The 26032-nt window shown below is 65.8% G+C and carries 16 protein-coding genes, 4 pseudogenes and 1 riboswitch; of the genes and pseudogenes, 6 read left to right on the forward strand and 14 right to left on the reverse strand.

Translation table 11 applies throughout. From position 1 onward, the window contains the following. Positions 1–2119: 2119 nt before the first annotated feature. From A3M1_RS0124690 to A3M1_RS25470, 11 genes and pseudogenes are all read right to left on the reverse strand, one after another. Positions 2120–3127, reverse strand: a complete 1008-nt coding sequence (locus tag A3M1_RS0124690; RefSeq protein ID WP_018391668.1) for an AraC family transcriptional regulator — start codon at positions 3125–3127, stop codon at positions 2120–2122. Positions 3128–3425: 298 nt separating this feature from the next. Then, a pseudogene (locus A3M1_RS26815) lies at positions 3426–3660 on the reverse strand (transposase); the annotation flags it as partial. 9 nt (positions 3661–3669) lie between these two features. Continuing rightward, positions 3670–4426: pseudogene (locus tag A3M1_RS26285) on the reverse strand (DDE-type integrase/transposase/recombinase); the annotation flags it as partial. A gap of 515 nt (positions 4427–4941) precedes the next feature. Then, positions 4942–5898, reverse strand: coding sequence for a FecR family protein (locus tag A3M1_RS0124700; RefSeq protein ID WP_018391669.1), 957 nt, complete (start codon positions 5896–5898; stop codon positions 4942–4944). Between the two features lie 62 nt (positions 5899–5960). Beyond that, positions 5961–6473 (reverse strand): RNA polymerase sigma factor, encoded by a 513-nt coding sequence (locus A3M1_RS0124705; protein ID WP_018391670.1) that lies wholly within the window; start codon positions 6471–6473, stop codon positions 5961–5963. A gap of 295 nt (positions 6474–6768) precedes the next feature. After that, positions 6769–7629 carry an ABC transporter ATP-binding protein gene (locus A3M1_RS0124710; RefSeq protein WP_018391671.1) on the reverse strand — a complete coding sequence of 287 codons (861 nt, stop codon included), beginning with the start codon at positions 7627–7629 and terminating at the stop codon, positions 6769–6771. Next, positions 7616–8602 carry an iron ABC transporter permease gene (locus A3M1_RS0124715; RefSeq protein WP_018391672.1) on the reverse strand — a complete coding sequence of 329 codons (987 nt, stop codon included), beginning with the start codon at positions 8600–8602 and terminating at the stop codon, positions 7616–7618. The genes A3M1_RS0124710 and A3M1_RS0124715 overlap by 14 nt, the downstream gene beginning before the upstream one ends. After that, positions 8599–9648, reverse strand: coding sequence for an iron ABC transporter permease (locus tag A3M1_RS0124720; protein ID WP_245261976.1), 1050 nt, complete (start codon positions 9646–9648; stop codon positions 8599–8601). Before A3M1_RS0124720 ends, A3M1_RS0124715 begins: the two co-directional genes overlap by 4 nt. After that, on the reverse strand, positions 9645–10628 hold the full coding sequence (locus tag A3M1_RS0124725; RefSeq protein WP_018391674.1) for an iron-siderophore ABC transporter substrate-binding protein: 984 nt from the start codon (positions 10626–10628) through the stop codon (positions 9645–9647). The genes A3M1_RS0124720 and A3M1_RS0124725 overlap by 4 nt, the downstream gene beginning before the upstream one ends. Before the next feature lie 11 nt (positions 10629–10639). Continuing rightward, positions 10640–13054, reverse strand: a complete 2415-nt coding sequence (locus A3M1_RS0124730; RefSeq protein ID WP_157626343.1) for a TonB-dependent receptor — start codon at positions 13052–13054, stop codon at positions 10640–10642. Between the two features lie 153 nt (positions 13055–13207). Next, entirely contained in the window at positions 13208–14110 is a 903-nt protein-coding gene (locus A3M1_RS25470; RefSeq protein ID WP_051087062.1) for a ferric iron reductase, read from the reverse strand. A gap of 535 nt (positions 14111–14645) precedes the next feature. Beyond that, a riboswitch (cobalamin riboswitch) is annotated at positions 14646–14857 on the forward strand. Between the two features lie 111 nt (positions 14858–14968). Between A3M1_RS25470 and metE the strand changes: the two genes are divergently transcribed. After that, positions 14969–17332 carry a 5-methyltetrahydropteroyltriglutamate--homocysteine S-methyltransferase gene (gene metE, locus A3M1_RS0124740; RefSeq protein WP_018391677.1) on the forward strand — a complete coding sequence of 788 codons (2364 nt, stop codon included), beginning with the start codon at positions 14969–14971 and terminating at the stop codon, positions 17330–17332. Next, positions 17329–18084: an acyl-CoA thioesterase gene (locus tag A3M1_RS0124745; RefSeq protein WP_018391678.1), complete on the forward strand. Its 756-nt coding sequence runs from the start codon at positions 17329–17331 to the stop codon at positions 18082–18084. Before metE ends, A3M1_RS0124745 begins: the two co-directional genes overlap by 4 nt. 45 nt (positions 18085–18129) lie before the next feature. Here the strand turns inward: A3M1_RS0124745 and A3M1_RS25475 are convergent. After that, positions 18130–18759 (reverse strand): annotated as a pseudogene (locus A3M1_RS25475) (ribonucleotide-diphosphate reductase subunit beta); the annotation flags it as partial. Between A3M1_RS25475 and A3M1_RS25480 the strand changes: the two are divergent. From A3M1_RS25480 to A3M1_RS25485, 4 genes and pseudogenes are all read left to right on the forward strand, one after another. Next, a pseudogene (locus A3M1_RS25480) lies at positions 18760–19221 on the forward strand (transposase); the annotation flags it as partial. 385 nt (positions 19222–19606) lie between these two features. Beyond that, complete coding sequence (locus A3M1_RS0124760; protein WP_018391681.1) at positions 19607–19837, forward strand: hypothetical protein; 231 nt, start codon at positions 19607–19609, stop codon at positions 19835–19837. Then, positions 19834–20175 carry a type II toxin-antitoxin system RelE/ParE family toxin gene (locus A3M1_RS0124765; RefSeq protein ID WP_039784643.1) on the forward strand — a complete coding sequence of 114 codons (342 nt, stop codon included), beginning with the start codon at positions 19834–19836 and terminating at the stop codon, positions 20173–20175. Before A3M1_RS0124760 ends, A3M1_RS0124765 begins: the two co-directional genes overlap by 4 nt. A gap of 124 nt (positions 20176–20299) precedes the next feature. After that, positions 20300–20647 carry a WGR domain-containing protein gene (locus A3M1_RS25485; protein WP_018391683.1) on the forward strand — a complete coding sequence of 116 codons (348 nt, stop codon included), beginning with the start codon at positions 20300–20302 and terminating at the stop codon, positions 20645–20647. 5 nt (positions 20648–20652) lie between these two features. Here the strand turns inward: A3M1_RS25485 and A3M1_RS0124775 are convergent, their stop codons facing one another. Both A3M1_RS0124775 and traA read right to left on the reverse strand, forming a co-directional pair. Continuing rightward, the gene (locus tag A3M1_RS0124775) at positions 20653–21363 is read right to left on the reverse strand and encodes a BID domain-containing protein (RefSeq protein WP_018391684.1); all 711 of its coding nucleotides are present in this window, start codon (positions 21361–21363) and stop codon (positions 20653–20655) included. 25 nt (positions 21364–21388) lie between these two features. Then, positions 21389–25897, reverse strand: coding sequence for a Ti-type conjugative transfer relaxase TraA (traA, locus tag A3M1_RS0124780; protein ID WP_026221515.1), 4509 nt, complete (start codon positions 25895–25897; stop codon positions 21389–21391). Positions 25898–26032: the final 135 nt, after the last annotated feature.

Here is a 26032-nt window from a genome sequence, read left to right on the forward strand (position 1 = left end):
GCAGTAGAGGCGAGTGTCGCTCCACTGTGCACGGTCACATTACCTGGGATTGTGCCTGCATTGTCTGCCGTTCCGATTTGAAGCGTGCCACCGGACACACTCCATTCCGTGAGGTTGCTGGATCCCGCTCCACGGGCAGCACCAGTCACTGCCCAGGTCTGGCTCGCATCAACATTGAAGTATTCGAAGTTCTGGAAGACGACACTCGCCAAACTGCCCGAGCCGACATCGATCTGAGAGAGATCAAAACTGCCGCCCACACCGGCCAAGGTGAGAGTGTTGGTGGCTGAGGAAGCAGTCGAACCAATGACATCGCCGGAGATCGTCGCATAGGTGGATCCCGATGCGTTTCCGTTACCTTCGAGCGTCAGATTGTTGGTTGTGCCGGCGAATTCGATCGCATTTGCTACCGACACACCATCGCTGGCAAGCCCGCCGGTCACGGTCGCAGTGCTGGCGAGCGTCAGCGTTGCATCGCCCGCTACGGATAGACCGACACCACCGTAACCGGAGTATAAGAGCTCCGTGCTCCCGCCCGAGACATATCCGGCGATTGTTCCGGTTGCTGACCCGTCGAACACAAGTCCAGCACCTGCGTCGACCCAGCCGGAACCCAACCCAGCATTCCCGCCGATAATGTTAACGCCGGTGCCCATATCGACTGAGACATCGGAGGTGAAATACAGGCCGATGCCGCCGCTGCCGCCGGATCCCCGGTTGCCGTTTGAATCGCCGGCGGAGCCCCCGTCACCACCCTGAATGATCACGGAGATGGCCGACCAGTCATAGGGTCCACTGCCTGTGATGACAGCGCCCCAGCCACCGGCGCCGCCGCCGCCGCTGGCGTAGCCATCATTCATATCACTGCCGCTGTCGCCGCCATCGCCGCCCTTTATAAGGCTGTCCATAGGCAACACGCTGCCGACATAGCCGTGAGCGCCGCCGCCGCCGCCGCCGCTTCCAGAACCGACGTCATCCTGACCTTGTCCGCCATTCGCGCCAGCCGTGGCGCCCCCTGCGCCGCCGGCGGCAGACCCGGCAGAACCACCCGCTCCGCCGGTGGCGCCCGCGCCACCACCGCCGCCACCCGTCCCCGAGACGCCATCCTGGCCGACCGAGGTCGCGGAGTCCGTGCCGCCCGAGGCCCCGGCCCCCGAGGAGCCGCCGTCAGCAAAAGCAGGCGGCGCCATCATGAAGGAGAGGGCCAGAACAGGCACCAGCGCCGAGCTCAACAACAACCCCCGGCGCAGGGCGCGCGATGGCTGCACGAGGGATCTGGCGTCGAAGTCCTTGCGAGATGCTGCGCTGCTCATGATTGCCTCAGTCCCGAATTTCAAAAATGTGTTGTTTGTCAATGCAAAGGTGCCTAGAGGCGCCGTTTCGACGGATGCGCCGCGCACGCGCCCCAATGCCCGCCCGCGACAGCGGCGCTCTCGCGGCACGCGGTCGCCGGGCGCCGGCCTGCCGCCATCGCCGCCCGCAACGCCGACCAAAGGGGGGTGGGGTAGCGACGCATTTTTGCCCGCAGGGCCCGCGCCCAAGCAGGAGAGGCAGCGACGCTGCGGTTCAAAGGCACGCCTCGAAACGGCATGATGGCGCGCCGACGCGCGACAGCGCCCGGACAGGCGCCCGCTGACGGCGCAGCCGCGTTACGCCCGAACCACCCGGAGGCGGCGCGCTTTCCCGCACCGCCGGAACCTGCGTCGGTGTCGGGTTTACGTCCGGCCATTTTCAGAAATGGCGCAGCGCGGCCACAACCGGAGGGCGCAAGGGCCGGCGCCGCAAGGCCGCGCGCAAACCCTCGACCCGCCGGCCGCGTCGGCTCGCACGCACCAGCCCTCCGAGCCGTGACTCCCCGCATCCGCTACACCCCAAACCCCGTCCCGCCATGCCGGGCGGGATCCTGGGTCGAACGTGCGCGAACAGCGGGTTACCGCGATATCCGGATTGCGCAGGCAGCATCCGGATTGCGAAACGGCCGCAGTCAAATTTTGCTGTGTTGTAAATGTGCAACCGGAAGAAGGCCGGATCGGCGGCGGAGAACCGGCCGAAGCGGCGGATTGAGGTGCTATGACACCTACTTTACCTCCGCGCGCATTGCCCTCTATTGCTGTTTTTGTCAGCCGCTCCTGCCGCGCGCGGCGGCGAGAGTCACGGCGGGATATTCGCCGAATCGCTCTCGGTAGTGGCGGGAAAAGCTCCCCAGATTGGAAAAGCAGAAGGCGAGCGCCGCCGTGGTGACATTGTCCGCGTCGCCTCCGGCCAGGAGCAGGTCGCGCGCCGCATTCAGCCGTTCATTGCGAATCCACGTCACCGGCGTACAGCCGAACCGCTTCTGAAAGGCGTATTGAAGATTGCGGGCCGACAAGCCGCTGATGGCTTCAAGGTCGGTCAGGGTGATGCGTCGGTCCAGATTGGCCATGACATAGTCGCAGGCGCGCTCGAGCCGCCTGTCCGCCGACGCCCCTGACGACCTGTCCCCGGTCTCGCCGAACAGCCGGTCGCGCAGCAGCATGCCGCAGATCGCGCGATAGAAGATCTCATCGACACCTAAACGCGCCGCCGCCTCTCCCGACAGATTGCTGGCTTCCAACAGGCTGCAGGCGCCCCGCAGCATGAGATCGAAATTCACCCCCGCCGCGACCAGCGGCATGACACTGGGCGCGCCCAGATCCACCCTCATCTCGTCGCGGCCCAGCATGGCGCCTGCCGTTTGCAGCAGCCGGCTCCGGTCCAGGCCGGCAACCAGGATGGAGCGATAGCCGCCTTCGCCGATCCTCTCGCCTTCCGGCGCCAGCAGCGCGTTGGTCCGGACATGACACTCGACCAATTTGCCATTCACCGTGGAGCGGATCGCTCCACCCTCCACCGGCATGAAGAACGACAGTTCATTCGATTCGACGCGGGTGCGGAGCGGCGAGTGGGACAGGCCGCTGAGCTTCAATCCATTGACAGTGATGGAGGCTTGCTGGGTGGCGAAGGTCGACGCATCGCCGATCGCGTCATATTCGGCGCTCCAGCCGAGCATGCGGTGCACCTGCTCCTGCATCGACAGCAGCGACGTCGACTGCATTTTCGTCCGGTTGCCGAACGCCAGCGGGTGAAGCATCGCGGCGTTCTTCGGCATTGGCCTGCCTCCATAGATACTGGCAAAGCTGGGGCGGCGGGCGGCGCCAGGGTGGGCGCGATCATCACTATTGAACCGGAAGGGCCGCGGCAAGCGATGACGTCCCGCGCGCCGGAAAGGCAAGGCTTTAGGTAGGATATCGGCTCAGCAAGGAGTTTACCGAAGCACTGAGCGGGACCTGGCCGCCTCGCTGAAACGGATGGCGCTGAGGTCAAGGGCGGCCCATCTTGATCGTGTCCCGCCACGTGGCGTAGCTGGGTTGGCGGTCGCGCATACGTCTCGACGCTTGCCTTGCTGATCAGGATGTCGCGGCCGGCACGCTGATGAGGGCATCACTCCCCAGCGAGGCGATGGTTTCCAGCGTCATGTAGCGGGCAAGTTGGACGGCCCATTCGTCATTTTGCTCAGGCATCTAAGCACCGACGAGGTGAATGATGGCCTCGTCATTGGGGAAGATGCCGGCGACCTCGGTGTCGCTTGATCTCGCCGTTCAGGCGCCCGAGCGGGTTTGTGCTCTGCGGCTTGACCCTGTGTTCCCTGAAAGTGTTTAGTCCCGGGATTTGGTGGATTGGATTGAGCTTGAATTGTTGTGGCACTGAAGTCCATCGTTTGCAGATGAATTCGTCGGGCGTGGGGCCATTCAGGCTCTTGAGGTGCCGGGCGAAGTTGCAAGCGGCGACAGAGCTTTTGGGTTGGCTCGGGCTGATCGTTGCTATGAGAGCGGAAGCGCCTGACGGTAGCCTCCCTGATCGTGCGCCTCATCCGCTCGACCTGCCCGTTGGTCCAGGGATGCCGGGGCTTTGTCAGCCGGTGGTCGATGCCATGCGCCTGAAAGGCCCGGTAAAACGGATACCCGCCCAACAGGGCGGTCGGACCGGACGGTTCTTCCGCAGGTCGGCGAACTGGCTGCCGTTGTCCGTCAGAACGATCTCGATCCCGTAGGGAATGGCGGCCACCAACGCATCGAGGACGGCACGCGCCGTCGCCGTGGTGGCCCTATCGACGCGCGGGGCAAAGGCGAAGTTCGAGCTGCGGTCGATGCCGACCGAAAGATGCAGCCTGCCTTGCGCCGTCTGCACCTCGGCGATGTCCATCTTCCTCCGGTGCCAGAACGCTGGACCTCGGCGCCGTAGGTCCGGTCGTCAGGTCGGCGACCGAGGTCCGCTGCTTCCATGTCGCCACGGTCTTCTAGTTGATTCCGTAGCGCTGAGCCGGAGCCCTCAGGCTCTCTTGACTATGCTGTATCGCTCGACGGATCGCCCCCGTCGTCGTGGTGCATCCATGGAGAACCTGGCCCATAGCGCATCCTTCCATTCCTGCGAAAATACTGCACCATCAAAGCCTGGGATCAAACACCTAGGGCTGCTCGCGGGCCCGGCGCGAGGGCTACATGAGTATTCTGCCACCTCCCGTCCGCAATCCGACCCGTTCTCGATGTTGCTAGGACCAGAGCGGACCGACCGCTTTTGGGAAATCGAAATGGCAACTTGAACGTCCGGAATGGCGGCGCGTTGCGGAAGGTCCGCTCTAATCAGTCCGCGCGGCAGCTTCCGTCGCGACCAGACGATCGTCAGCGCGGACCTAAACCACTGGCTCTGGTCGAAACCTGCCGCACTGACGCTCTCGCGACGCAAGTGTCGAACAATAGCGTGGAAACGGCGGTTCTCTATACCGCACGGTGGCGTGCGGCGATCCGCAGCGCTATCAGGCCATAGAGGGTAATCGGGATGGCGGGCCGCGAGCGACCAAGAAGAGAACTATGTTTTCGCTAGAGCGCGATAAGGTCTGGTTCTTGCCTGAGGCAAGCCGGTACATCAGTTCCGGATGACGATTACAGGGCCGATCCTGTTCGTAGAAACGCCCAGCGCGCGCTCCACAAAGTTGAGTGCGGCCTGAGTGTCGGAAATGGTCATGGTTCCGCTTACGCGACGCTGCGCCAGCTCTTGGCTGAGGACCACGATCCTGCCGGAGAAATGACGGTTCATCTCGGTGACGACCTGGGACAGCGGCGTGTTGTCGAGGACGAGCTGGCCGCGAGTCCAGGCGAGCGCGAGCGCGGTGTCGCTTTCCGCGATCTCGCTTCGGCCGGTCCGCTCGTCAATGACTGCCCGTTCGCCCTCAGTGACACGCAGCGAGGGATGCTGATCGTCGGCAAAGTCGATCCGCACCGCATGCTGGGTCACGACGACATCGGTTGCGTCAGTACCTAGGCGCACATCGAACGCGGTGCCGAGCGCGGTGACACGTAGGTCGCCGACCTCGACGACAAAGGGGCGCATCGGGTCGCGCGCGACCTCGAACAGCGCCTCGCCGCGCAGCAGTCGTACGGTGCGGTGATCGTCGGTCTCATCGAAGGCAATGGCGGAGGAGGCGTTGAGCTGGACGCGGGAGCCATCGGCCAGCGTCACCACCGGCAATTCCCCTACGCCGGCGATCGCGTCGGCGCGAAAGCGCATCGGCCCATCCATCAACATGAACGCCGCGCCGGCTATGGCAAGCGCCAGCAGGCAGCCCAGCAGCGGCTTGGCCATGGAGTGGGGACTTCGGTCGGACGCCTGCAGCATGGGATCGGAGCGGATGGCGGCGCTCGCCTCGCCCATCAGCCGCCGGGCCACCTCGTAGACGCGCCGGTTCTCAGGATCGTGTTCGAGCCACGTCTCGAAGGCCGCCTGCTCCGTCGGGTCGAGGGCGGTGCCGCTCTGGCGCAGCAGCCAGTCCGCCGCCTCCTCATGGCGACGGTGCTGCGTGCGCGTGGCTCGCTTGACGGGCATCATATCTCCGAAAGATCGGCGGGCTCATTCGATAGACGAACCAGCCTATCGATCCGGGACTTCTAGCCGATCTCAAGAAGTCGATCGAGGCAGTGGGTGAGCGCGCGCCGCAGATGACGATCGACCATGTTTCGGCTGATCCTCAGCCGGGCGGCGATGTCATCGGGCGACAGATGATGAAGCCGGTGCAGGATGAAGATGGCGCGACGGCGCGCGGGCAATTCGCGAATGGCATCCCTCAGCAGGCAGATGCGCGCCTCCACCTCGAGGCCATGGTCCGGCATGACCCCTTCCATCGCCAGGGCGCCGGCCTCTTCTTCCGTTCCCGAAAACAGCTGCGCCTCGAAACGCTCGCGGCGAAAGCGGTCAATCCCGAGATTCACCGCCGCCCGGCACAGGAAGCCGCCGAGGGACCGCTTGTCGCGCAGGACATCCGGGTTGGCCGCGAGCTTCAGATAGAGGTCGTGGACGATCTCCAGCGCCGCCCCGGGTGAATGGCCGCGCCGTCGAACGGCGGCAGCAATGTCCTCATAATGTGCCTCGATGGCGCGGTTCAGCAATTCGCTGCCGTCCATGGCCGCAAGGCACGAGGCTGATCCCTGGAATGTCGTCATGGTTCTGGCTTTGCAACGGCCTGTGCAACAGACAAAAGGGATCAGCATCCGATGGCGGGGAGCTGGCACGAGACGTGTCGGATCGCTGACACCCTGTCGAGGTTTCGGTACGCCGCGCGGCCCTTGACCAGCACGTCAGACATGCCTAGCAAGAATATTAAATATCTGCAATATCAATAGGTTAGAACGGTTCCAGAGACGTCGAGCGACCTGGAGGGCGCGCGCACGCCCGTGTCCTCGCGTTGTTTCCGAAAGACTATTCAGACAACGCCGATCGGCCTTCGCGGCCGGCTGACGACGGCGATTGTTTCCGACACCGTCTAAGCGGAACACACATGGGAGTGCCCGTCACCGGATCGGCGACGATGTGGGTCCGTACGCCGAACACCTGCTCGATGTTGTCCGCCGACATGATGCGCGTCGGTCGCCCCGCGGCGATGATGCGCCCTTGCTTCATCATCACTATGTGGTCGGCGTAGCGAGCGGCCTGGTTGAGGTCGTGGAGAACAGCGATCACGGTCTTGCCGCGCGCGCGCACCAGATCCGTGATCACCTCCATCACGTCGATCTGGTGGGCGAGGTCAAGAAAGGTCGTGGGCTCGTCCAGCAGCAGTGTGCCGGTTTCCTGGGCGAGCGCCATGGCCAGCCACGCGCGCTGGCGCTGGCCGCCCGACAGGCTGTCGAGCGGGCGTTCACGCAGTTCCTCCATGCCCGTCAGCCTCAGCGCGTCCTCGCAGGCGTCACGGTCCCGCTCCGACCAGAAACCGAAGAGCGTGCGATGGGGATAGCGGCCCTGTCGAACGAGAGCCTCGACGGTGAGGCCTTCCGGAGCGACAGGCCCTTGCGGCAGCATCCCGACCTGCCGCGCCATTTCCTTCGCCGGGAGCCGCGAGATCGAGGCCCCATCCAGGAGGACATCGCCAGCGCTGGGACTGAGCAGACCGCCGAGAGCCCGCAGCAGGGTCGATTTTCCGCTGCCATTGGGACCGATCAACGCGGAGAAGGCGCCGGTCGGAAACGCGGCATCGAGGCCATCGATGATCGATGTGCGTCCATAGGCCAGCGAAAGCGCGCGGGTTGCGAGCCCCTTGTCGCTTGGGACATCATGAGAAGCCATGGCGTCGCCCCCACAGCAGATAGGCAAAGAAGGGCGCGCCGATCAGTGCCGTGAACAGACCGGCGGGAAGCTGAAGGGGAGCGGCGATGCTCCGGCCCGTGAAGTCGGCGGCCATCACCAGCGCACCGCCAAGCAATGCCGTGATCGGGATGAGCCGGGCGTGGGATGGCCCGACAAGGCGCCGGGCGGCGTGCGGAGCGATCAGCCCGACGAAGCCGATCAATCCGGCCGCCGAAACCGCAGCGCCCGCCATCGCCGTGCAGAGCAGGACCATCATGCCGCGGATGAGATCGACGCGCTGGCCGAGGCCTCGTGCCGGGAGATCGCCGAGGCCGATCAGATCGAGTTCGCGCGTCGCCAGCATCACCAGCGCCATGGGCGGGGCCAGCCAGAGGGCGAGCAGCTGCACACCCATCCAATTAGCATGGTGGACGCTTCCCGCCAGCCAGATGAGGGCGCGCTGCACGTCCCTGATGTCGCCAAGCGTCGACACCAGCGCCGTCCCCGCCATCGCCACGGAGCCGAGGCCGATGCCGATCAGGATCAGGCGCAGCGGTGTGGTGCCGCCGCGCCAGGCGAGGAGGTAGATTGCCGCCGCCATGGCGCTGGCGCCGAGGAAGCCCGCGACCGGCAGAAGCGAAATCGGCGCGGAAGGCAGGCCCACCATCACCACCATGGCGGCGAGGCCGGCGCCGGCGTTAATGCCGAGAAGGCCGGGCTCGGCGAGCGGGTTGCGCAGGATCGCCTGCGCCCCCGCCCCCGCCACCGCCAGCGCGGCCCCGACTAAAAAGGCGAGCAGCAGCCGGGGAAGGCGCAAATCCATCACGACAAGCTCGGCCTGTCGGGTCGCCGTAGGACGGCCGGTCAGCACCGAGGCGAGTTCGCTCCAGGCAAACGGATGGTCGCCATGCGACAGCGCGGCAGCCGCGAGCGCGGCAATCAGGAGGAGCAGCAGCAGGACCATGCGGATCATGCGGCGGTCCCCTTCAGGCGATGGCGGGCCAGCCAGACGAAAAACGGCCCGCCGATCAGTGCCATGGTCACGCCAACAGGAAAGCTCTGGCTGAGCAGCAACCGTCCCGCCAGGTCTGCGACTGTAAGAAGCAGCGCCCCACCTAGCGCGCTGAAGGGCAGGATCCAGCGATAGTCGACGCCGACGATCAGTCGCGCCATGTGGGGAACAACAAGGCCGACAAATCCGATCGGGCCGGCGAGCGCCACGGCGCTGCCGGCGAGCAGGATCACTAGGGCGAAGAGAACCGCCCGCCAGATAACGGGCTCCTGCCCGAGGGCGCGGGCAATGTCGCCCCCCAGACTCAGCGTCGTGATCTGGCGGCGAAAGACCATGGCGCCGGCAAGGCCGATCAGAATGAACGGTGCAACCGCCGTCGTCTGCGCCGCGGTCCGGCCGGAGAGCGAGCCCGCCGCCCACAAACGGATCTGGTCGAGGGTACTCTGCTCGACGATCAGAATGGCAGTGGTCAGCGAGGCGAGGAAGGCGGACAACGTGGCGCCGGCGAGAACCAGCCTGACCGGACTTCCCGAGGACGGTCCGGACGAGCCCAGCAGATAGACCATGATCGCGGCGACGCCTGCGCCAAGTAGGGCGCAGCCGACCAGGGCGATACCGGACACGACGCCTGTCACCGCCATCGCAAGGACAACGCAGAAGGCGGCCCCCGCATTGATACCGAGGATGTCGGGCGAGGCGAGGGGATTACGCGTCGCCGCCTGCATGATTGCCCCCGCGACGCCGAGGCCGGCACCGGCCAGTAGGCCGGCGATGACCCGTGGCAGGCGTATGGCTGTGATGACGTGGTGCTCGCGTGACCCGTCAAAGGCGAGCAGAGCGTCCGTGACGTCGCACAGGGACAACGGAGCCGCCCCCATGGTGACGGCGATGCCGGCGACTGCCGCAATCACAAGCCCCATCGCCAGGAGCGCGGCGCCCCCGGCGGCGGCGGCGGTCAGGCCCAGGCCGCCATGGCGCGCGCCCATCCGGCTCCGCACCCCGCTCACGGTGCCCCCAGAACGAACCGCTCGATGTCGTCCAGCACCTTGTGCGCCGAGCCGGCGCCGCTGAACCCCATCCAGTGCCCCCGCTCGACACGGTAAGCCCGGCCGGCCCGCACCGCCGGCAGCATCTGCCAGAGCGGATTGGCGAGCGTTTCCGCCTCCAGCGCGTCGTCCTGCGCGGTGTCGTAGCCGCTGACGACGACATAAAGCAGCACGTCGCCCTCCAGCGCGGCGATCTCCTCCCAGTCGGGACGCTTCACGACCGTCTGGTCGCTGGTGATTTCGTACTCGGTCCTCCGGATGCCGGCTTCCTGCAGCACGGCATAGGGTCCATAGGCCGCCGGTCCCTGAAGATAGACCTGAAAGCCGCTCGGGCCGATGCGCACGACGGAGATGCGGATGTCGGGCACCCGGGAGCGGAGGGCGGCCGCCCGCGCCTCATAGGCGCCGATGAGCGCGTCGGCGCGCTCGGCATGGCCGCTCACTTCTGCCATCAGCCTGAAATGCGCCTTCCAGTCGATAGGGTCGATGAGCAACGTCGGGGCGATGCGCGAGAGCGAGTCATAAGACGAGCCATGAAGGTAGGAACTGCCGATGATGAGGTCCGGCTTGAGGCCGACGAGGCGTTCGAGGCTGGGTTGCAGCGGATGCCCGACATCGACCACCTCCGGACCCAGGGCGGCCCGGACATGCGGTTCCTGGACGCCAATCAGCGGCGCCCCGACGACCGGCTCGCCCAGTTCTTGCAGCATGCCGAGGCTCAGCCATGGATCCAGAGTGACAATACGCTGCGGACGGGAAGGAACGCAGACCGGGCTTCCCAGGACATGGCGCACGACGACGCGGCCGGCGCATCCGGCAAGGGACGGCTCGGCCGCGGCCGCCGTGCAGGCCAGTGCCGCGACCGTGGCCGCGCAACGGACGGTTGCCCATCCGCGCGGCCAGAACCGGGGGCCCGGCAGCCGCCCGAGGGTGCGCGCCATCAAGGTGTAGCTCAAAAGCGCGCCCGGACGTTGACGCCGACGGAGCGCCCCGGACCGAGCTGCCCATAGACCGGGGTGGCGTCGTAATCGACGACGGTAAGATACTCCTCGTCCAGCAGGTTCTCGGCGAAGAACGTGATCTCCCAGTGCTCCGCCCGGTAGCCGGCCTGCGCATTCACGATGAAGCGCGAATCCATATAGTCGAGCGGGGGCACCCCGAAACGAGCCGTGTAGCTCGATGTGTACTTGGCATCGGCGCCGATATAGATGCCGTTTTCGAAGAAGTACTTTCCACCGAAGCCGACCGTCCATTCCGGCGCCTCGGGAAATGCCTCCCCGGACAGATCGCCATACTCCGCGTGGTCGAAGCTGAGGAACTGCGTGTTCAGGTAGCCGACCGAGGCGAAGACGGAAAGGCGCTCGTTCACCTGGAAGTTGGGCTCGAACTCGAAACCCCAGGATTGCGACGAGGCCGCATTGGTGGTGATGCGGAAGGAAGGCCGCGCCGGATCGGGACGGATCTCCACCTGCTGGTCCTGATAGGTGGTGAAGAACAGATTGGCGTTGATGGTCAGGCGGTTGTCGAGGAAACTGCCCTTGTAGAACAGCTCGTAATTGTTGGCGGTTTCCGGGTCGTAATATTCCGGCTCAAGCGTCTCGTAATTCACATAAAATCCACCGGTGCGGAACCCTTGGCTGAAGGTGAAGCCGGTGGTGTGATTTTCGCCGAACTTCTTCGACAGGCCAAGCTTTGGAACGAAGTTGGTCTCGTTGAAATCCGCCTCATTGGTGACGACTGGCAGAGTGCCGCCATAGATTCCTTCGGCATTGTCCTCGACAATCTGCTCACGCAGATAGTCGATGCGTCCACCGAATGTAAAGAACCAGCTCGGCAGGAATTCATAGGTCGCTTCGCCGAAGGCGGCGAGGTTGGTCGTCTTGCGGTTCTGATACTGATCCCACTGGTAGTAGGAATAGGCGACGGCATCGAACTCGCTGTCGAAGTTCTGCTGGCTGCCATAGAGGCCCGCGACCCATTTCCAGCGGTCCCCCTCATAGTTCAGCCGGACTTCCTGGGTGAAAAGGCTGTCGTCGACCGTGCCCCAGATGCCGTTGTCAATGCCCGGCGTATCGGCGTCGACGGACCGGCGCGTGGTCTCGCCATACTGGTAGCCCGTCATCGAGGTCAGGCGCAGCGTGTCCGAGAAGTCGTGCGTGACCTCAAGGCCGAGATTGTGAACCTTCACCGCGCGATATTCGGCGTAAGTGACCGGGTCGTAGAAATCCCCCCGATGGTCGTCGAGATCGAAGCCTGGCCCGATGCCGATCAGGCGCTCATTGGGCCGGTCATTCGAGTAAGAGTAGGTCAGCAGTGCCCGCGTGTCCGGCAGGGACGAGGGCGTGATCAGCAATTTGGCGCGGATATTCTGGCTGATCTCGGTGGTGAGATCTTCATAGCCGGCATAATTCACGAAGGTCGGGTAGGAGATCGGCGTCTTCGACCGCTCGAAGGAGCCGGACACCCGCAGGGCCATCTGGTCGCCGACCAGCGGCGTGTTGACGACGAAGGCGGTGCCGTAGAGGTCGTTGTTTCCAGCGGTACCGGAAATCTCGATCTCCTTCTCGAACGTCGGATCCTTCGACTTGAGATAAATGGCGCCGATCATCGCCGCCCGGCCGCTTAGCGTAGATTGCGGGCCGCGGTAGACCTCGACCTGCTCGGCATCCCACAGGCTGCGGGCACCGAAGCGTGCGTTGTAGCGGGTCTGCAGGATGCCATCGACATAGAGCGAGCCCGCCGGCGCACCCGCCGGCACAAAGCCTTCCGAACTCATGCCGCGGATGACGAAGCCGGCATTGAGCGTCGCGCTGCTCATCACGTTGCCGAGGAGGCGGAAGGAATCCCGGAGATAGCGGATCTCGCCATCCTCGATCTCTTCGGCACGGACCACGCCGACGCTGGCGCTGACATCCTGCAGCGTGCGCGCGTTGCGTGCGCCATAGACGGCGATGGCATCGAGCGAGATTTCGCCGCCGAAGGTCAGGTTGTCGGCTTCGATCGCCTCCGGGCCGCTGAGCACTACCTGGTTTCCGCCGGCGAAGCGCGCGCGAATTCCCGTGCCGGCCAACAGGGCGTCGAGCGCCGCCGCCGCCGTCATCGTCCCGCTGACCCCCTGGGTCAGGCGGCCGCTGGTCAGCGCGGCGTCGAACAGGATCTCGATGCCCGATTGCGCCGCGAGCCGGTTCAGCCCGGCGGTCAGCGTGCCCGGCGGAATGGCGATCGCCTGCTGGTTGGTGCGCGCGGGCGCGGCGCTTTGCGCCGTGGCGGCGTCCATGCCGAAGGCGAGGATCGTGCTCGCCAGAAGCGCAAGCCGGAAAAGGCGGCGCGCCCGCGCGCCCATGAATGCGTGTGCCCCTGCGGTCATCGAAATCCCCGTCCACGCGGCGTTCAAGGCGCCGCTGCCCGTTGCTTCTATCGGCCTTCCCCCGGCCGCTTGCTGGAGTGACGATCCATGCGGGGGATCTGGGACTCGCAGGGGCAAAAATTCTTGGAGCAGTACCGCGACGACGCGTGCTCCTTAGCCGGAGGCCGTCTCGTCGAGGCCGAGGTGGCGCCGGATCGCCGCGCGCATCTCGGCGTCGCGCTCGTTCGCGGGCTTGAGCACACAGGTTGTGCAGACGGTGCCGCCCTCAAGCGTGTAGTAGCGGCAGCAACCGCCGCGGGCGCGGAAGGTCCACACGCCCAGAGGGCACCCGGCGTCGCCGTTCAGCTCGATGTCGAAGAAATGCAGCTGACGGTTGGCGAGAGGCGAACCCGGCTGCTTCAGGATCAACAGCGCGGTGGCCTTGGCCTCCTCAAGCCGGCCCAGTTTTTTTCCCACGTCGAGAAAACGTCCGGCGATGGCATCCCCCGCCAGCCGCCAGAGCGCACCGGAGGCGAGCCCCGTTCGGGCCTTGAGGGCGACGACGAGCGGTTGCACGTGATCTTCCAGCCCCGCGCGAAACTGCTCGCACAGGACAGACCTGTCGGCGACGGCCTGTGCGTCCGCATGACAAGCAGCGTCAAGCTGATCCGTCGCATAGGCCTGCGAGAGATAGCGCACATGTGCCCGGCGGACCGCATATGTCCGGCCGTCCTGCTCATGCACGACGTCGTGGAACCACAGCGCGACGCGTGCGGGCGCAAGATCTGGCACGAGGCCGTGACCAAGGAACAGCGGAACGGTCGCCAGCGAGAAGATGGAGAGGTAGTCCCGCATCATGAACGCGGCGCTGCTTTTCAGATCGGCTCCCGGATAAAGCGCCCGCTCATGCGCGAGGAAGTCGTCAATCGCGGCGGCAGAGGTAAAGAACTCCTGCGCCGTCAGCCACCCCGGTTCCCAAGGCCCGAGTTCGATCCGCAGCCCCGGCCACACGGCTGACTCAACTGCCGTCGCCGCGCCGAGAGGATGCGCTGGTTCCCCGATCAACTGCCGCTGCATTCCGCGCGCCTCGCTGCCGCCCTTCTACTGGCAAGACGATTGGCAAGGCGTAAACGGGACACTGACGCGGCCTGAGATGGCAGAAGCTGAAAGCACCACGTCGCGGTCTAGGACGCCTGCCCCGTGATCGGCCGCCGGCGGCGATCTGACTTCATGGCGTAGCGTAGGATGCCCGGGCGTAGGTGGCGGGCCGCGAGCGACCAAGAAGAGAACGATGTGTTCACTATAGCCCCATGATGCGCGCTGCCCCATACCTGCCCCCGCCGCCTTTCAGCGAGGTCAGCTTTGCGCCCCGATGTCGGACGTAGAGATCTGATTATCGGGTTCCTGAAAGCAGACGATTCCGCTTACCGCTCTGGAGGTCATGAGTGTGCCAATTGCGGACTCGGAACAAGCCGCCGACAACGGACTCTGCCGCGCCAAGGGTTCGTAAGCTGGTTGAAAGGGGCGCTATCGACAACAATCGAAGCAGCCCAGATCATATGCCGACATAAAGATGTCTTTATGTCGCGATTGACAATCGTCGCTGGCGCCCTCATCGTGGCGCAGTCATGGGTCTGCGGCGTCGCTTGCGTCGCAGCTAAGAGGGAAGCCGGTGAGCCTCAAGGCGAGGCCGGCGCTGCCCCCGCAACTGTAAGCGGCGAGCCTGTCGTCCATTCAGCGTCACTGAAGCGCAAGCTTCGGGAAGGCCGGACGAGAGGCGGCGACCCGCGAGCCAGGAGACCTGCCCTGACACCATAATCGTCCCTGGGCGGGGTGTCCCGGTGGTGCGTTCGCGCGGCCGCCGGTGCCTTGCACCCGTGGCAGCGCCTCGCGTCCGCTCGGCCTTTGCCCCCAATCCTGATTGGGGTTAGCCGAATGAACTTCCCTTATTCCGCCGGCACGGTGCCGGTTTCCACCCTGGGCACGCCGCGCATCGGCCCGCGCCGCGAACTCAAGAGCGCGCTTGAGACCTACTGGGCCGGCAAGAGCGATTCCGCCGCGCTGCTCGAAACCGCCGCGCGGCTGCGAGCCGCCAACTGGGCCCGGCAGAAGGCGCTGGGCGTCACCAACATCCCCTCCAACGATTTCTCGCTCTACGACCATGTGCTCGACACGGCGGTGATGGTGGGGGCGATCCCGCCCGCCTATGGCTGGACCGGCGGGCCGGTGCCGCTCGACACCTATTTCGCCATGGCGCGCGGCAGTCAGAGCGCGGAGACGACGTGCGCGCATGGCCACGCGCACCCGCATGGCAGCGGCGTTCCGGCGCTTGAGATGACCAAATGGTTCGACACCAATTATCACTACATGGTGCCGGAATTCTCTCCGGGGCAGCGCTTCTCGCTCACCTCCACCAAGCCGATGGACGAGTACCGCGAGGCCAAGGCGCTGGGCTATGAGACGCGGCCGGTGCTGCTTGGCCCGGTCAGCTTCCTCAAGCTCGGCAAGGCGAAGGACGAGGGACTCGACCCGCTCAGCCTGCTCGGCGAGCTGCTCCCGGTCTATGTCGAGGTGCTGCGCCGGCTCTCCGCCTCGGGAGCGGACTGGGTGCAGATCGACGAGCCCTGCCTCGTCACAGACCTCAATGACGCCGCCCGCGTCGCGCTGCGCGAGGCATATGGCTTCTTTGCCCATGCACTGCCCCGGCTGAAGATCATGCTGACCAGCTATTTCGGCCGGCTGGGCGACAATCTCGACACCGCGCTTTCCCTGCCGATCGCCGGGCTGCATCTCGATCTGGTGCGAGGCGCCGGGCAACTGCGCGAGGTGGCGGACAGGGCGCGGGCGGGGCTCGTGCTGTCGCTCGGCGTCATTGACGGGCGCAATGTCTGGCGCACCAATCTGCCTGGCCTGCTCGACACGCTCGAACCCTTCGTGCGCAGGCGCGGCACCGACCATGTCGAGATTGCCCCGTCCTGCTCGTTGCTGCATGTGCCGATCGACCTCGAACAGGAGACCGGCCTTGATCCTGACGTGAAGAGCTGGCTCGCCTTCGCCGTGCAGAAGATGGACGAACTCGTCACGCTGGGTACCGCCCTTGCCGGCGGGCGCGAGGTGGTGCTCGGCAAGCTCGCCGCTTCGGCCAGGGCCGCCGAGGCCCGCGCAACGTCCGCCAAGGTGCACGATGCCGCCGTCGCCGCCCGCCTTTCGGCGGTCACACCGGCGGATGCGCGCCGTGCCAGCCCGTTCGCCCACCGCGCCGAACGGCAGCGTGCCCGTCTCGGCCTGCCGCCCTACCCCACAACGACCATCGGCTCCTTCCCGCAGACGCCCGACGTGCGCAAGGCCCGCGCCGCCCACGGCAAGGGCGAACTGAGCGACGCCGCGTATCAGGCCTTCCTTAAGGAGGAGACCGCCCGCACCATTCGCTGGCAGGAGGAGATCGGGCTCGATGTGCTCGTGCATGGTGAGTTCGAGCGCAACGACATGGTGCAGTATTTTGGCGAGCAGCTCTCCGGCTTCGCCTTCACCAAGCATGGCTGGGTGCAGAGCTATGGTTCGCGCTATGTCCGCCCGCCCATCCTGTTCGGCGATGTCTCGCGGCCCGCGCCGATGACGGTCGACTGGTGGCGCTTTGCGCAGGGCTGCACCGGCTGGCCGATGAAGGGCATGCTGACCGGCCCGGTGACCATCCTCAACTGGTCCTTCGTGCGCGACGACGTGCCCCGCAGCCTCGCCTGCCGGCAGATCGCCCTCGCCATACGCGACGAGGTGCAGGATCTCGAAGCCGCTGGCGCGGCGATGATCCAGATCGACGAGGCGGCGATCCGCGAGGGCCTGCCGCTGCGCCGCGCCGAGTGGGACGCCTATCTCGACTGGGCGGTGGAGAGCTTCCGCCTCTGCGCCTCGGGCGTGCGGGACGAGACGCAGATCCACACCCATATGTGCTATTCGGAGTTCAACGACATCATCGCCGCCATCGCGGCCATGGATGCCGACGTGATCTCCATCGAGACCTCGCGCTCGAAGATGGAGCTGCTCGATGCCTTCGTCGACTACCGCTACCCCAACGAGATCGGGCCGGGCGTCTACGACATCCACTCGCCGCGCGTGCCTCCGATCGAGGAAATGGTGGAACTGCTGGAGCACGCGAAGCAGCGGCTGGCGCCGGAGCAGATATGGGTCAATCCCGATTGCGGCTTGAAGACCCGCAAATGGGACGAGGTGCGTCCGGCGCTCATCAACATGGTGGCGGCGGCGCGGCGGCTGCGCGCCGGTCTGGCGAGGGCCGCCGAATGAGCGGGACCGCGGCTGCGGGGACGACGCGCCTGATCGACATCGTCTTTCCCGGCGCCACCAACCATCACGGCACCCTCTTCGGGGGTGCCGGTCTCGCCCTCATGGACCGGGTCGCCTTCATCGCGGCGGCCCGGCACGCACGAGCCGACTTCGTCACGGCGTCCTGCGAGCGGATCGACTTCGCGGCACCCGCACAGCTTGGCGACATCGTCGAACTGACCGGACGGGTCATCCGCGTCGGCCGCCGTTCGGTCGGTGTCGAGGTCGAGATGGTGGCCGAAGCACCGCTCGCCGCCGCGCGGCGACGTTGCACGGTGGGGGTGTTCAACATGGTGGCGGTCGAGATGCCCGCCGCCATGCCGCCGCCGCCGGCCCATACGCCGGAGGAACCGGGTGTGCTGCGCATGGCCGATCTCGTCATGCCGGGCGAGACCAGCCATTATGGCAGCCTCTATGGCGGCAGCGCGCTCGCCTTCATGGCCAAGGCGGCATTTGTGGTGGCAACGCGGCACTCGCGCCGCGCCGTGGTCATGGCTGCGGCTCCGGCGGTCGAATTCGCACGCGAGATCAGGCCCGGCGCGATCATCGAGGTGGAGGCGCGGCTGGCACGCGAAGGGCGCAGCTCGATGACCGTCGAGACGGAGCTCTGGGCGGAGGACCTCGGCACCGGCGAGCGCCACTCCTGCGGCACCGGCGCGTTCGTGATGGTGGCGGTCGACGAGGCGCACCGGCCGGTCGCACTGGCGCCCTGACCTTGTGATGCCGGCGCGGGCGAATGCGCCGGCATCATTCCATGTTCAATCCCAGGCCAGCGCGCCGCCATTCTGGTATTCGATCACGCGGGTCTCGAAGAAGTTCTTCTCCTTCTTCAGGTCCATCGCCTCGCTGATCCATGGGAACGGGTTCTCCGCCTCGGCGAAGACGGGCGCGAGCCCGAGCTGCGCGCAGCGGCGGTTGGCGATGAAGTGCATGTATTGCTCGCACGACGCTGCGTTCAACCCGAGAAAACCGCGCGGCATCGTGTCCCGGCCATAGGCGGCTTCCAGTTCGGCGGCGTCCCTCAGCATTCCCCGGACCTCGTTCTGGAAAACGGGCGTCCATAGATGCGGGTTCTCCACCTTGATCTGGTTGATGACGTCGATGCCGAAATTGAGGTGCAGCCTCTCGTCGCGCAGGATGTACTGGTACTGCTCGGCAATGCCGACCATCTTGTTGCGCCGGCCGAGCGAGAGTATCTGCGCGAAGCCGGTGTAGAACCACATGCCCTCGAACACGACATAGAACGCCACGAGATCGCGCAGGAACTGCTGGTCGCTCGCCAGCGTGCCGGTGGCGAAGGCGGGGTCGTCGAGGCTTTGCGTGTGCTTCAGTGCCCAGGCCGCCTTGTCGGTGATCGAGGGCACCTCGCGGTACATGTTGAAAAGCTCAGCCGAGCCGACTTCACCTATGACCGCGAGGCGGATGCCTATGTCTGTCCGGCCGCCAAGCTCTTGCGGCAGCGCCAGAAGACCTATCGCACACCCAAGCCCCTGGTGGATGAGGATGGCATGATGCGATATCGCGCCAGCAAGCTGGACTGCGATACCTGTGCCCTGAAGCTTCGCTGCTGCCCGACCACACCGGCCCGGAAAATACCCCGTTCAATCCATGAAGGCGCTCGCGACATGGCGCGGGCCATCGCGGACACCGATGCCTATGTCACGTCGCGGCGGCAGCGGAAGAAGGTCGAAATGCTGTTCGCGCATCTCAAAGGCATTCTGAAGCTCGACCGCCTGCGCCTGCGAGGCCCCAACGGCGCCCGCGACGAGTTCCACCTTGCCGTAACCGCCCAGAACCTTCGTAAGCTCGCCAAGCCCCTCCCGAGCGGACCGCAGATCAGCCCGGCTTAATCGGAGAAGACGTCCGCCGGCAAAATCCAGCTTCGTGCCAGCACGCCTCACAGACCGACTTTTTCAACGGAATCGGTCAATTTCTGCCCTCGACATTCATCTGCGATATGTCCGCTTCTCGCTTGAAGCACCCAATAGCGGACAGTCTGCCACCGGCCCCAAGTCAGCTACAGGCATATCCGCAGCGCCTTGTGATTTGGCGAAGCCAGTTCCGACAAAGGCGGCAGGAGAACATCAGATCCTCAATAACGGAGGGCGCGCCAGCGGCTCCTGTCCGCCACGCCGGCGATGGTAGAACGCGACCATATGAGCCGGAGACGCGGATTCCGGCGAAATCCAACCTTGCCAAATTTTGCCAAGCTTTTATTCTCCATGCATGAGCACGATGAACATTTCACTGCCCGAAGGCCTTAAAAGTTTCGTCGACCAGCAGGTTTCGGAGCGCGGCTACGCGACGAGTAGCGAGTATGTGCGCGAGCTGATCCGCCGCGATCAGGACCGTGCGCGGCTGCGTGGCCTGATGCTGGAGGGTGCTTCCTCACCCGCTTCGACGCCAGCCGACGACCGGTACTTCGACAGCTTGCGGGCCCGGATCGCCGGTTCAACGCGTCGGTGAGCCCGAAGCCTGTCATCCCGCGGCAGCGGGCGGAACGGGACGTGGACGAGGCCCTCGGCCACTATCTGCGCGATGCGAATGGCTCTGTTGCCCTCGGGTTTGTTGACGATCTCCAGGCCACCTATCGACTGATCGCTGAACATCCCGCCTCGGGCTCACCGCGCTATGCCTATGAGCTCCAGATGGCCGACCTCCGCAGCCTCCGGCTGAAGCGTTATCCCTATCTCGTGTTCTACGTCGAACATCCCGATCATATCGAGGTGTGGCGCGTGCTGCATGGGATGCGAGACATCCCGTCCTGGCTCATCGGGCCGGACGGTGACAGAGCGGAACATTAATGCCGCGCGGACAAAGCTTGGCTTCCCCCGCGCGGCCCAGGACTTCACCGGAATGAATCGGTCAGGCTCAACCGATTCAAAACTCTGGTTGGACGCGACATGACGCGCGCGCGACTCTTGCCCCATGATCGCGCAGCCCTACCAGCTCTATGTCGAACGGCAGGACTGGGCCCGGAACATGGCCCGCTATTACATGCTGTCGATCGAACCAACGTTATTCGGGGAGGTCTGTCTCACCCGCCGCTGGGGCCGTATCGGCGCGCGCGGGCAGGCGAAGTACCAGTCGTTCGAACGAGAGGAAGACGCCGTCCAGCTGTTTCTAGGGCTACTGCGCAGCAAGCGAAAGCGCGGCTATCGCGCGATTTCCAAAGAGGCGGCGAAGCGTCCATCAACGCCGGCGTCTTGCGCGCCAGGCGACGCTACCGGGAAATTGCCGCCCAACAACGACACCAGGATGCCCCCGGCCGAATAGCCGCCCTACCGCGTGAGAGCAGGCCCTATCTCTCGGCCGCGCGTCTGCTGGCGGACATGCTGTTGGTGCATGTCGCGCAGCATGGCCGCATGCCGGTAGGTATCGGGCACGCGCCCGGGCTCGCGAAGATCGTCCGCGCTGAGGCGCCGGCGGCCGGCGTCGACAATCTTCACCAGCTCGTCAGCGAGTGTTTGATCCTTCTGCAGGACCTCGAGGGCCTTGCCGACCGGCTGGGTGAGCACGACCGCCAGTTCGCGCGACGGCGCCGGAATGGCGGTTGCGAGCCGGATTTGTTCGTCACGGTGCGCGCGCTGGATTTCGCGCCGCTCATAGGCGAGGGCATCGCCGTATTTTTCGACGGCGATTGCAAGGTCGACGACGGCGCCTTTGGCTTCGCGCCGCTCGTTATCTTCCTTGCGCCAGAAGGTGCCGGCGCGTCCGGGCAGGGCGCCGATAGCTTCGGGATCGGCCTCGATGGACCTGGCGCGCTCGCGCGCCGTGGCAGCGGGGTTATCGGCCGCCCTGATGCTGTCCAGCGTCGCCTGGATTGCCGTCCTGTCCCGGTAGGCAAGTTCGCTGAGACCTTCAGCGGCGACCCGCGCGCCCTGTACCCTCGGCGCTTCTCGCGCGCGCTGCTGGATCGCGCCCTCGGAAAGGTCCGGCAGTTTTTCCGCCGCCATCAGCGTCGGGGCGATGCTGTAGGACTGCGCGATCATCTCGAACCTTTCTCTATGGCGTGCGTCACATGCTCGGCGTGATGCCGCGTGTCTGACCACGCTGCAGCCGCTCCTGCTCATGCTGAAGGTTATGGCCGGCGGTGATCGTCGCGTTTGTGGCAGACATCGCCGGCCTGCTAGCTGTGAGGCGCCCCCGCTGCTCGGTGGGGATGCGGTGCGCCAGTTCGTGATCGTTGGCGCCGGTGTAGTTGCCGAACCGGGCGCGTAGCGCCTTATCCACCTGGGCAATCTCGGCCCGAACCTCAAGGCTCATGCCGGCAACGACCTGCTGGCGTGCCTTGGAGTTTGTCGCGCCCCGGACCTGCTCGATGGCGCTCTGTGCGGCCGGCGTGAAGCCCGGCACCTCGATCGCCATGCGGGAACGGTTCTCGGTCTCGGCCTTGACCTCCTGGGCGCGATAGTTCGCGAGATTGCTCTGCAGAGCAAAAGCGACGGCGCCGACATGGGCGAGCGCATCGAGCGCGGCTTTGCGCTCGGCGCCGGCGGCGCTGAAGCGGTCCAGCATGCGTGCCGAGCCACGAAGCTCGCCGAAGGCTTCCGGGGCCTGGGTGATTTCGTCGCGAAGACGCGAACCTGTTCCCGCCTCGATACGCGCGCGGATCGTCGCGACGGCGCGGGCCGGATCGGCCCAGACCTTACGGGCCTCGGCCGCGAGTTCGGCAAGATCCTTTTCGACATGCGGCCGCGCCAAGGCGCGCCGCGTGGCGACCTGTTCGACGCCCTCGCTGAAGCTGGTGACGGCCGCAAACATGGGAGCGGGCTTCTCGGCCGGAGCGGCGATGACGGCCGGCGCCGACGGCACCTGGTCGACCTTCGCCACCAGAGCCTGCTCGCGCTTCTCGCCATAGTACAGCGCGGCCGATACCGCCCGAACCTCAGACAGGCGAGGCGCTTCTTCGGCAAGCGCCTTTCGTGCGTCGGCCGGCGTGCGATCTTCGATCGTGCGCGCGGCCAGCTCGTCAGCCTCGTCTGTGAACGCGGCAAATCCGTACCGGGCATTAAGCGCGTTGTTCACGGCGCGGATCTCCGACATGAGGCCGGCATCCTGGCGCAGCATGTCCACGCCCTTGCGCCACGCATCTTCGCCGCCCTGCTGGCGCAGCGTGTGCAGCGTGTCGAGCTGCTGGCCGGCCCTCTGTGACAGTGCCGGAATGGCGATCGCCATCGCCTCGCGCCGGCGCTCTTCCGCCGCGACATGGCGGGCCTCGGTGTTGCGCCAGGCAATGGCCTGCATGCGCGCGAGCGTCGCCACCTCGGGGACCGCAAGCATGGCTTCCTCACGCTGCGAGCGGGCGGCGCGGCCGTCAATGAGACGGCTCGATCCCCGCAGTCCGCCGAAGCTCTGCGGGCGCTGAACGACCTGTTCGGACAGCCGGGCCGTGTCGCCCTGCAGGCGCAGCGCCGCACCCGTGATCGCCTGCCGGGCGCCCTCGGGATTGCGGTAGATCTGCGCCAGCCGGGCGGTCAGCTCGGCGTCATTGTTTCTTGCCTCGGCACTCTGCAGGAAGCGCGCCCGGGCCGCCTCTATCAGCGGCTCGGCGTGCTCCTTCACGCTGGCGATGAGAGCGGGGCGCTCCGGCCCGATCCTGTCCTCGGCGGCGATCTTGGGAATGTCGGCCGCGACCGCCGGGGCCGTCTCGGCCGCGCGGCCAATCCCGATCCGCCGGAAAGCGTGCTCGGCCCGGCTCCACAAATCCGCCAGCCTCTCGCGATGCTGGGCAAGCCGCGCCGCCTGCTTCTCGACAACGGCCGCGAGTGCCGGCCCGATGTCGCGCAACACCTCGAAACCGCGGCGCTCCAGGAAGGCGTTCGCGTGATCGCGGTACAGCGGCTCATTCTCAAAATCGAGCGTCGTCGTCTTGGCGCCGGACCGCGAGAGCTGCTTTTCGATCTGGTCGAAGGTCACGCTCGCCGCATCGCGAACCTGCCATTCATTGCGATGGGTCAGCGTGCCATCGGGCAGGGTGACGGGCTGGGAGCCCAGATGCTGAAGCTCGATCTTCGTGCCGGGCTCGGCACCGCTCGCCTGCAAGGCGCGCTCAAGATCGACGCCCCACACCGTGTTGCGCAGGCCCTTGTCGTTCTCCAGCGTCACGAAGTAGCTCAACTTGTTCGACGGCTCGTGCTCATAGAGCGCCGGCCCGTGCGCGACCAGACGGCCGGCGCGCGGGTTGGAGAACTCGTCCTGAGCCGCGTACATCGTGACGCTATGCCGATGACGGCTCATCGCCACATAGGTCAGATGCTGGTCCATCATCGAGGACGCGAGCACGAAGGCATGATCGACGGTCGCGCCCTGCGATTTGTGAATCGTGGTCGCATAGCCATGGTCGATGTTGCGATAGATGTCGGTCGTGAACGTCACCTCGCGACCGGCATCGAGGCGGACCGTCAGGCACGGATTTCCCGCGTCATCCGTGGTCGCAATGACGGTGCCGAGCATGCCGTTCTTGACGCTCTGGCGCTCAAGCTGCGGTGCGGTCGGCTCAATGAACGTCGCGTTCTCCAGGAACAACATACGGTCGCCGGCGGCGAACTCGCGCGCGCCGGCCTGCGTGGTGAAGGTCCGCGCCTGCGACAGTTCACCGGCCCGCTGAAGCACGCCGCGCAGGCTGTCATTGAGCGCGCGCACATTGGCATTGGTGTGCGCCAGAACGATCAGTTCGTCGCCGCGTAGCGCCTCGCCCTTCGCTTCCTTCTGCGCCTTCACGTCGTTGCGGCGTAGCGTCCAGTCCGCCACCAGCGCCGCCCGCGCCGTGTCCTGAGTGTCCGCCTGCCGGACGGCGCCGTGCTCGTTATAGGCGGCGAGCGCCTGGCCGAACTTGCCGGCATTGCCGCTCGCGAAGTTGCGCGACGCCTCCTGCATCCAGCCCTCACGCTGACGGCGCACGCCGACAAGGTGCTTGGCCCCGACACGGTCGATGATGGCGCGAAACGCCGCGCCGGCCTGAATGGGCTGCAGCTGCTGCGCATCGCCCACAAGCACCAGCTTCGCGCCGGCCTCTTCCACGGCGGTGACGAAGGGCGCGAGCTGGCGCGACGACACCATGCCGGCCTCGTCGATCACGAAGACGTCGCCTTTCTGGAGCCGCGCGTTGCCGTTCTTCCACGCCAGCTCCCACGACGCGAGTGTGCGCGAGGCGATGCCCGCGCTTTCCTGAAGACCCTCCGCAGCCTTACCGGATAGGGCCGCGCCGAACACGCGGCGCCCCTCGTCTGTCCATGCCACCCGGGCCGCTTCCAGCAAGGTCGATTTACCCGCGCCGGCATAGCCGACGACAGCGGCAATGGCGCTGTTGACGGTGACGTGACGCACCGCCTCGACCTGTTCCTCGTCAAAGCGGAACGGGCGCGAAGCGTCTTTCGTCTCGACGGCGCGAACGGCCTTCATCACCACCTTCTCGCTGACGCCGAAGCGGCGAATAGCGGCGAGCCGGTCGGCGGCTTCCGCCATGCCGTGCTCAACCTTCATCATCTCGCGTGTGGTGTAGATGGCAGGCGCGGCCTTGCGCCCGCTCGCACTGTCCGCCGGCACGGCGGGACGCAACAGGCACAGCTCGGGGCTTTGCAGAACGGCGGCCTTGATGTTCTGGAACACTGCGATGTCGTCGACATGGCGATGCAGCGCGCGGGCGATGTCCTGCTCTGTGAACGTCGACTGCTGGTCACTTATCAGCGTGATCAGCTGGGACGGATCGGCCGCCAGTCGGTCGGCGGTCTGTTGACGTTCGGCCTCGCGCGCCGGCGCAAAATGCGTCGCCTTGCCCTCGCGCACCATGGCCGCCAAGGTCGTACCAAGATGGCGCTGCGGCTTGATGTCGAGCCCGCGTTCCACATAGGAGCGCATGTCGATCTGGATGTCGTGGCCGGCAAGCGCCAGATGGCGGTTTGCCGCCTCGGCCCATCCGAGTTTCCACGCCCGGTCGACCGAACGCTCTCCGACGAACGGCTGATAGACGATCTGCCCCTCGGGTCGGGCCGTCGTCGCTACGCGCAACGGCTTGCCGTCCTCGCCAAGAACCGGGCTGACCTTCGGGCCGAACCCTTCAGGGGCCAGAGGCCGGAGCGTATGCATCAGATGCACATGCGGATTGTCCCTGGCGCCATGGATCACCCAATCCGCGACCATGCCCTTGGACGTCAGATGCGTTTCGACAAACTCGCGTACCAAGGCGATGTTCTGGTCGAGCGACAGTTCCACCGGAAGCGCCAGCAAAAGATCTCGGGCGAGTTGAGCGTCGGCGCGCACCTCAGCGCCCTGGGCCGCATTCCATAACTCCTCGCTCGCCTTCGCGATCGAGCGGCCCTCGACAAGCGCCTGCATCCATTCTGGCGCATCGGGCGGCAGGCTGATCTCTTCATGATCGAGGTCGCGGGCCTTATGCGTGAAGGACACCGGCTTATTCAGGCGCCTGTCCGTCATGGCCGCACGATGACGATACGCAGCGGCCGCAACGGCGCTTCCGCCGCTTCGACTACCTACGAACGTGAACCGTGCGTACCCGATCGCCATGACGCACCCTAGCACCACGGCCGCAACGTCGCAACGCGACACATATTGCGCTTGTAGTCTTCGTGGGCAAGCCCACTCCGCTCCAAGAGCCGGCACCTGTGCCGGCGATGGCGCCCGAAAGGCGCCCCTGAAAAA

Source organism: Ancylobacter sp. FA202 (assembly GCF_000380205.1).
Classification (GTDB): domain Bacteria; phylum Pseudomonadota; class Alphaproteobacteria; order Rhizobiales; family Xanthobacteraceae; genus Ancylobacter.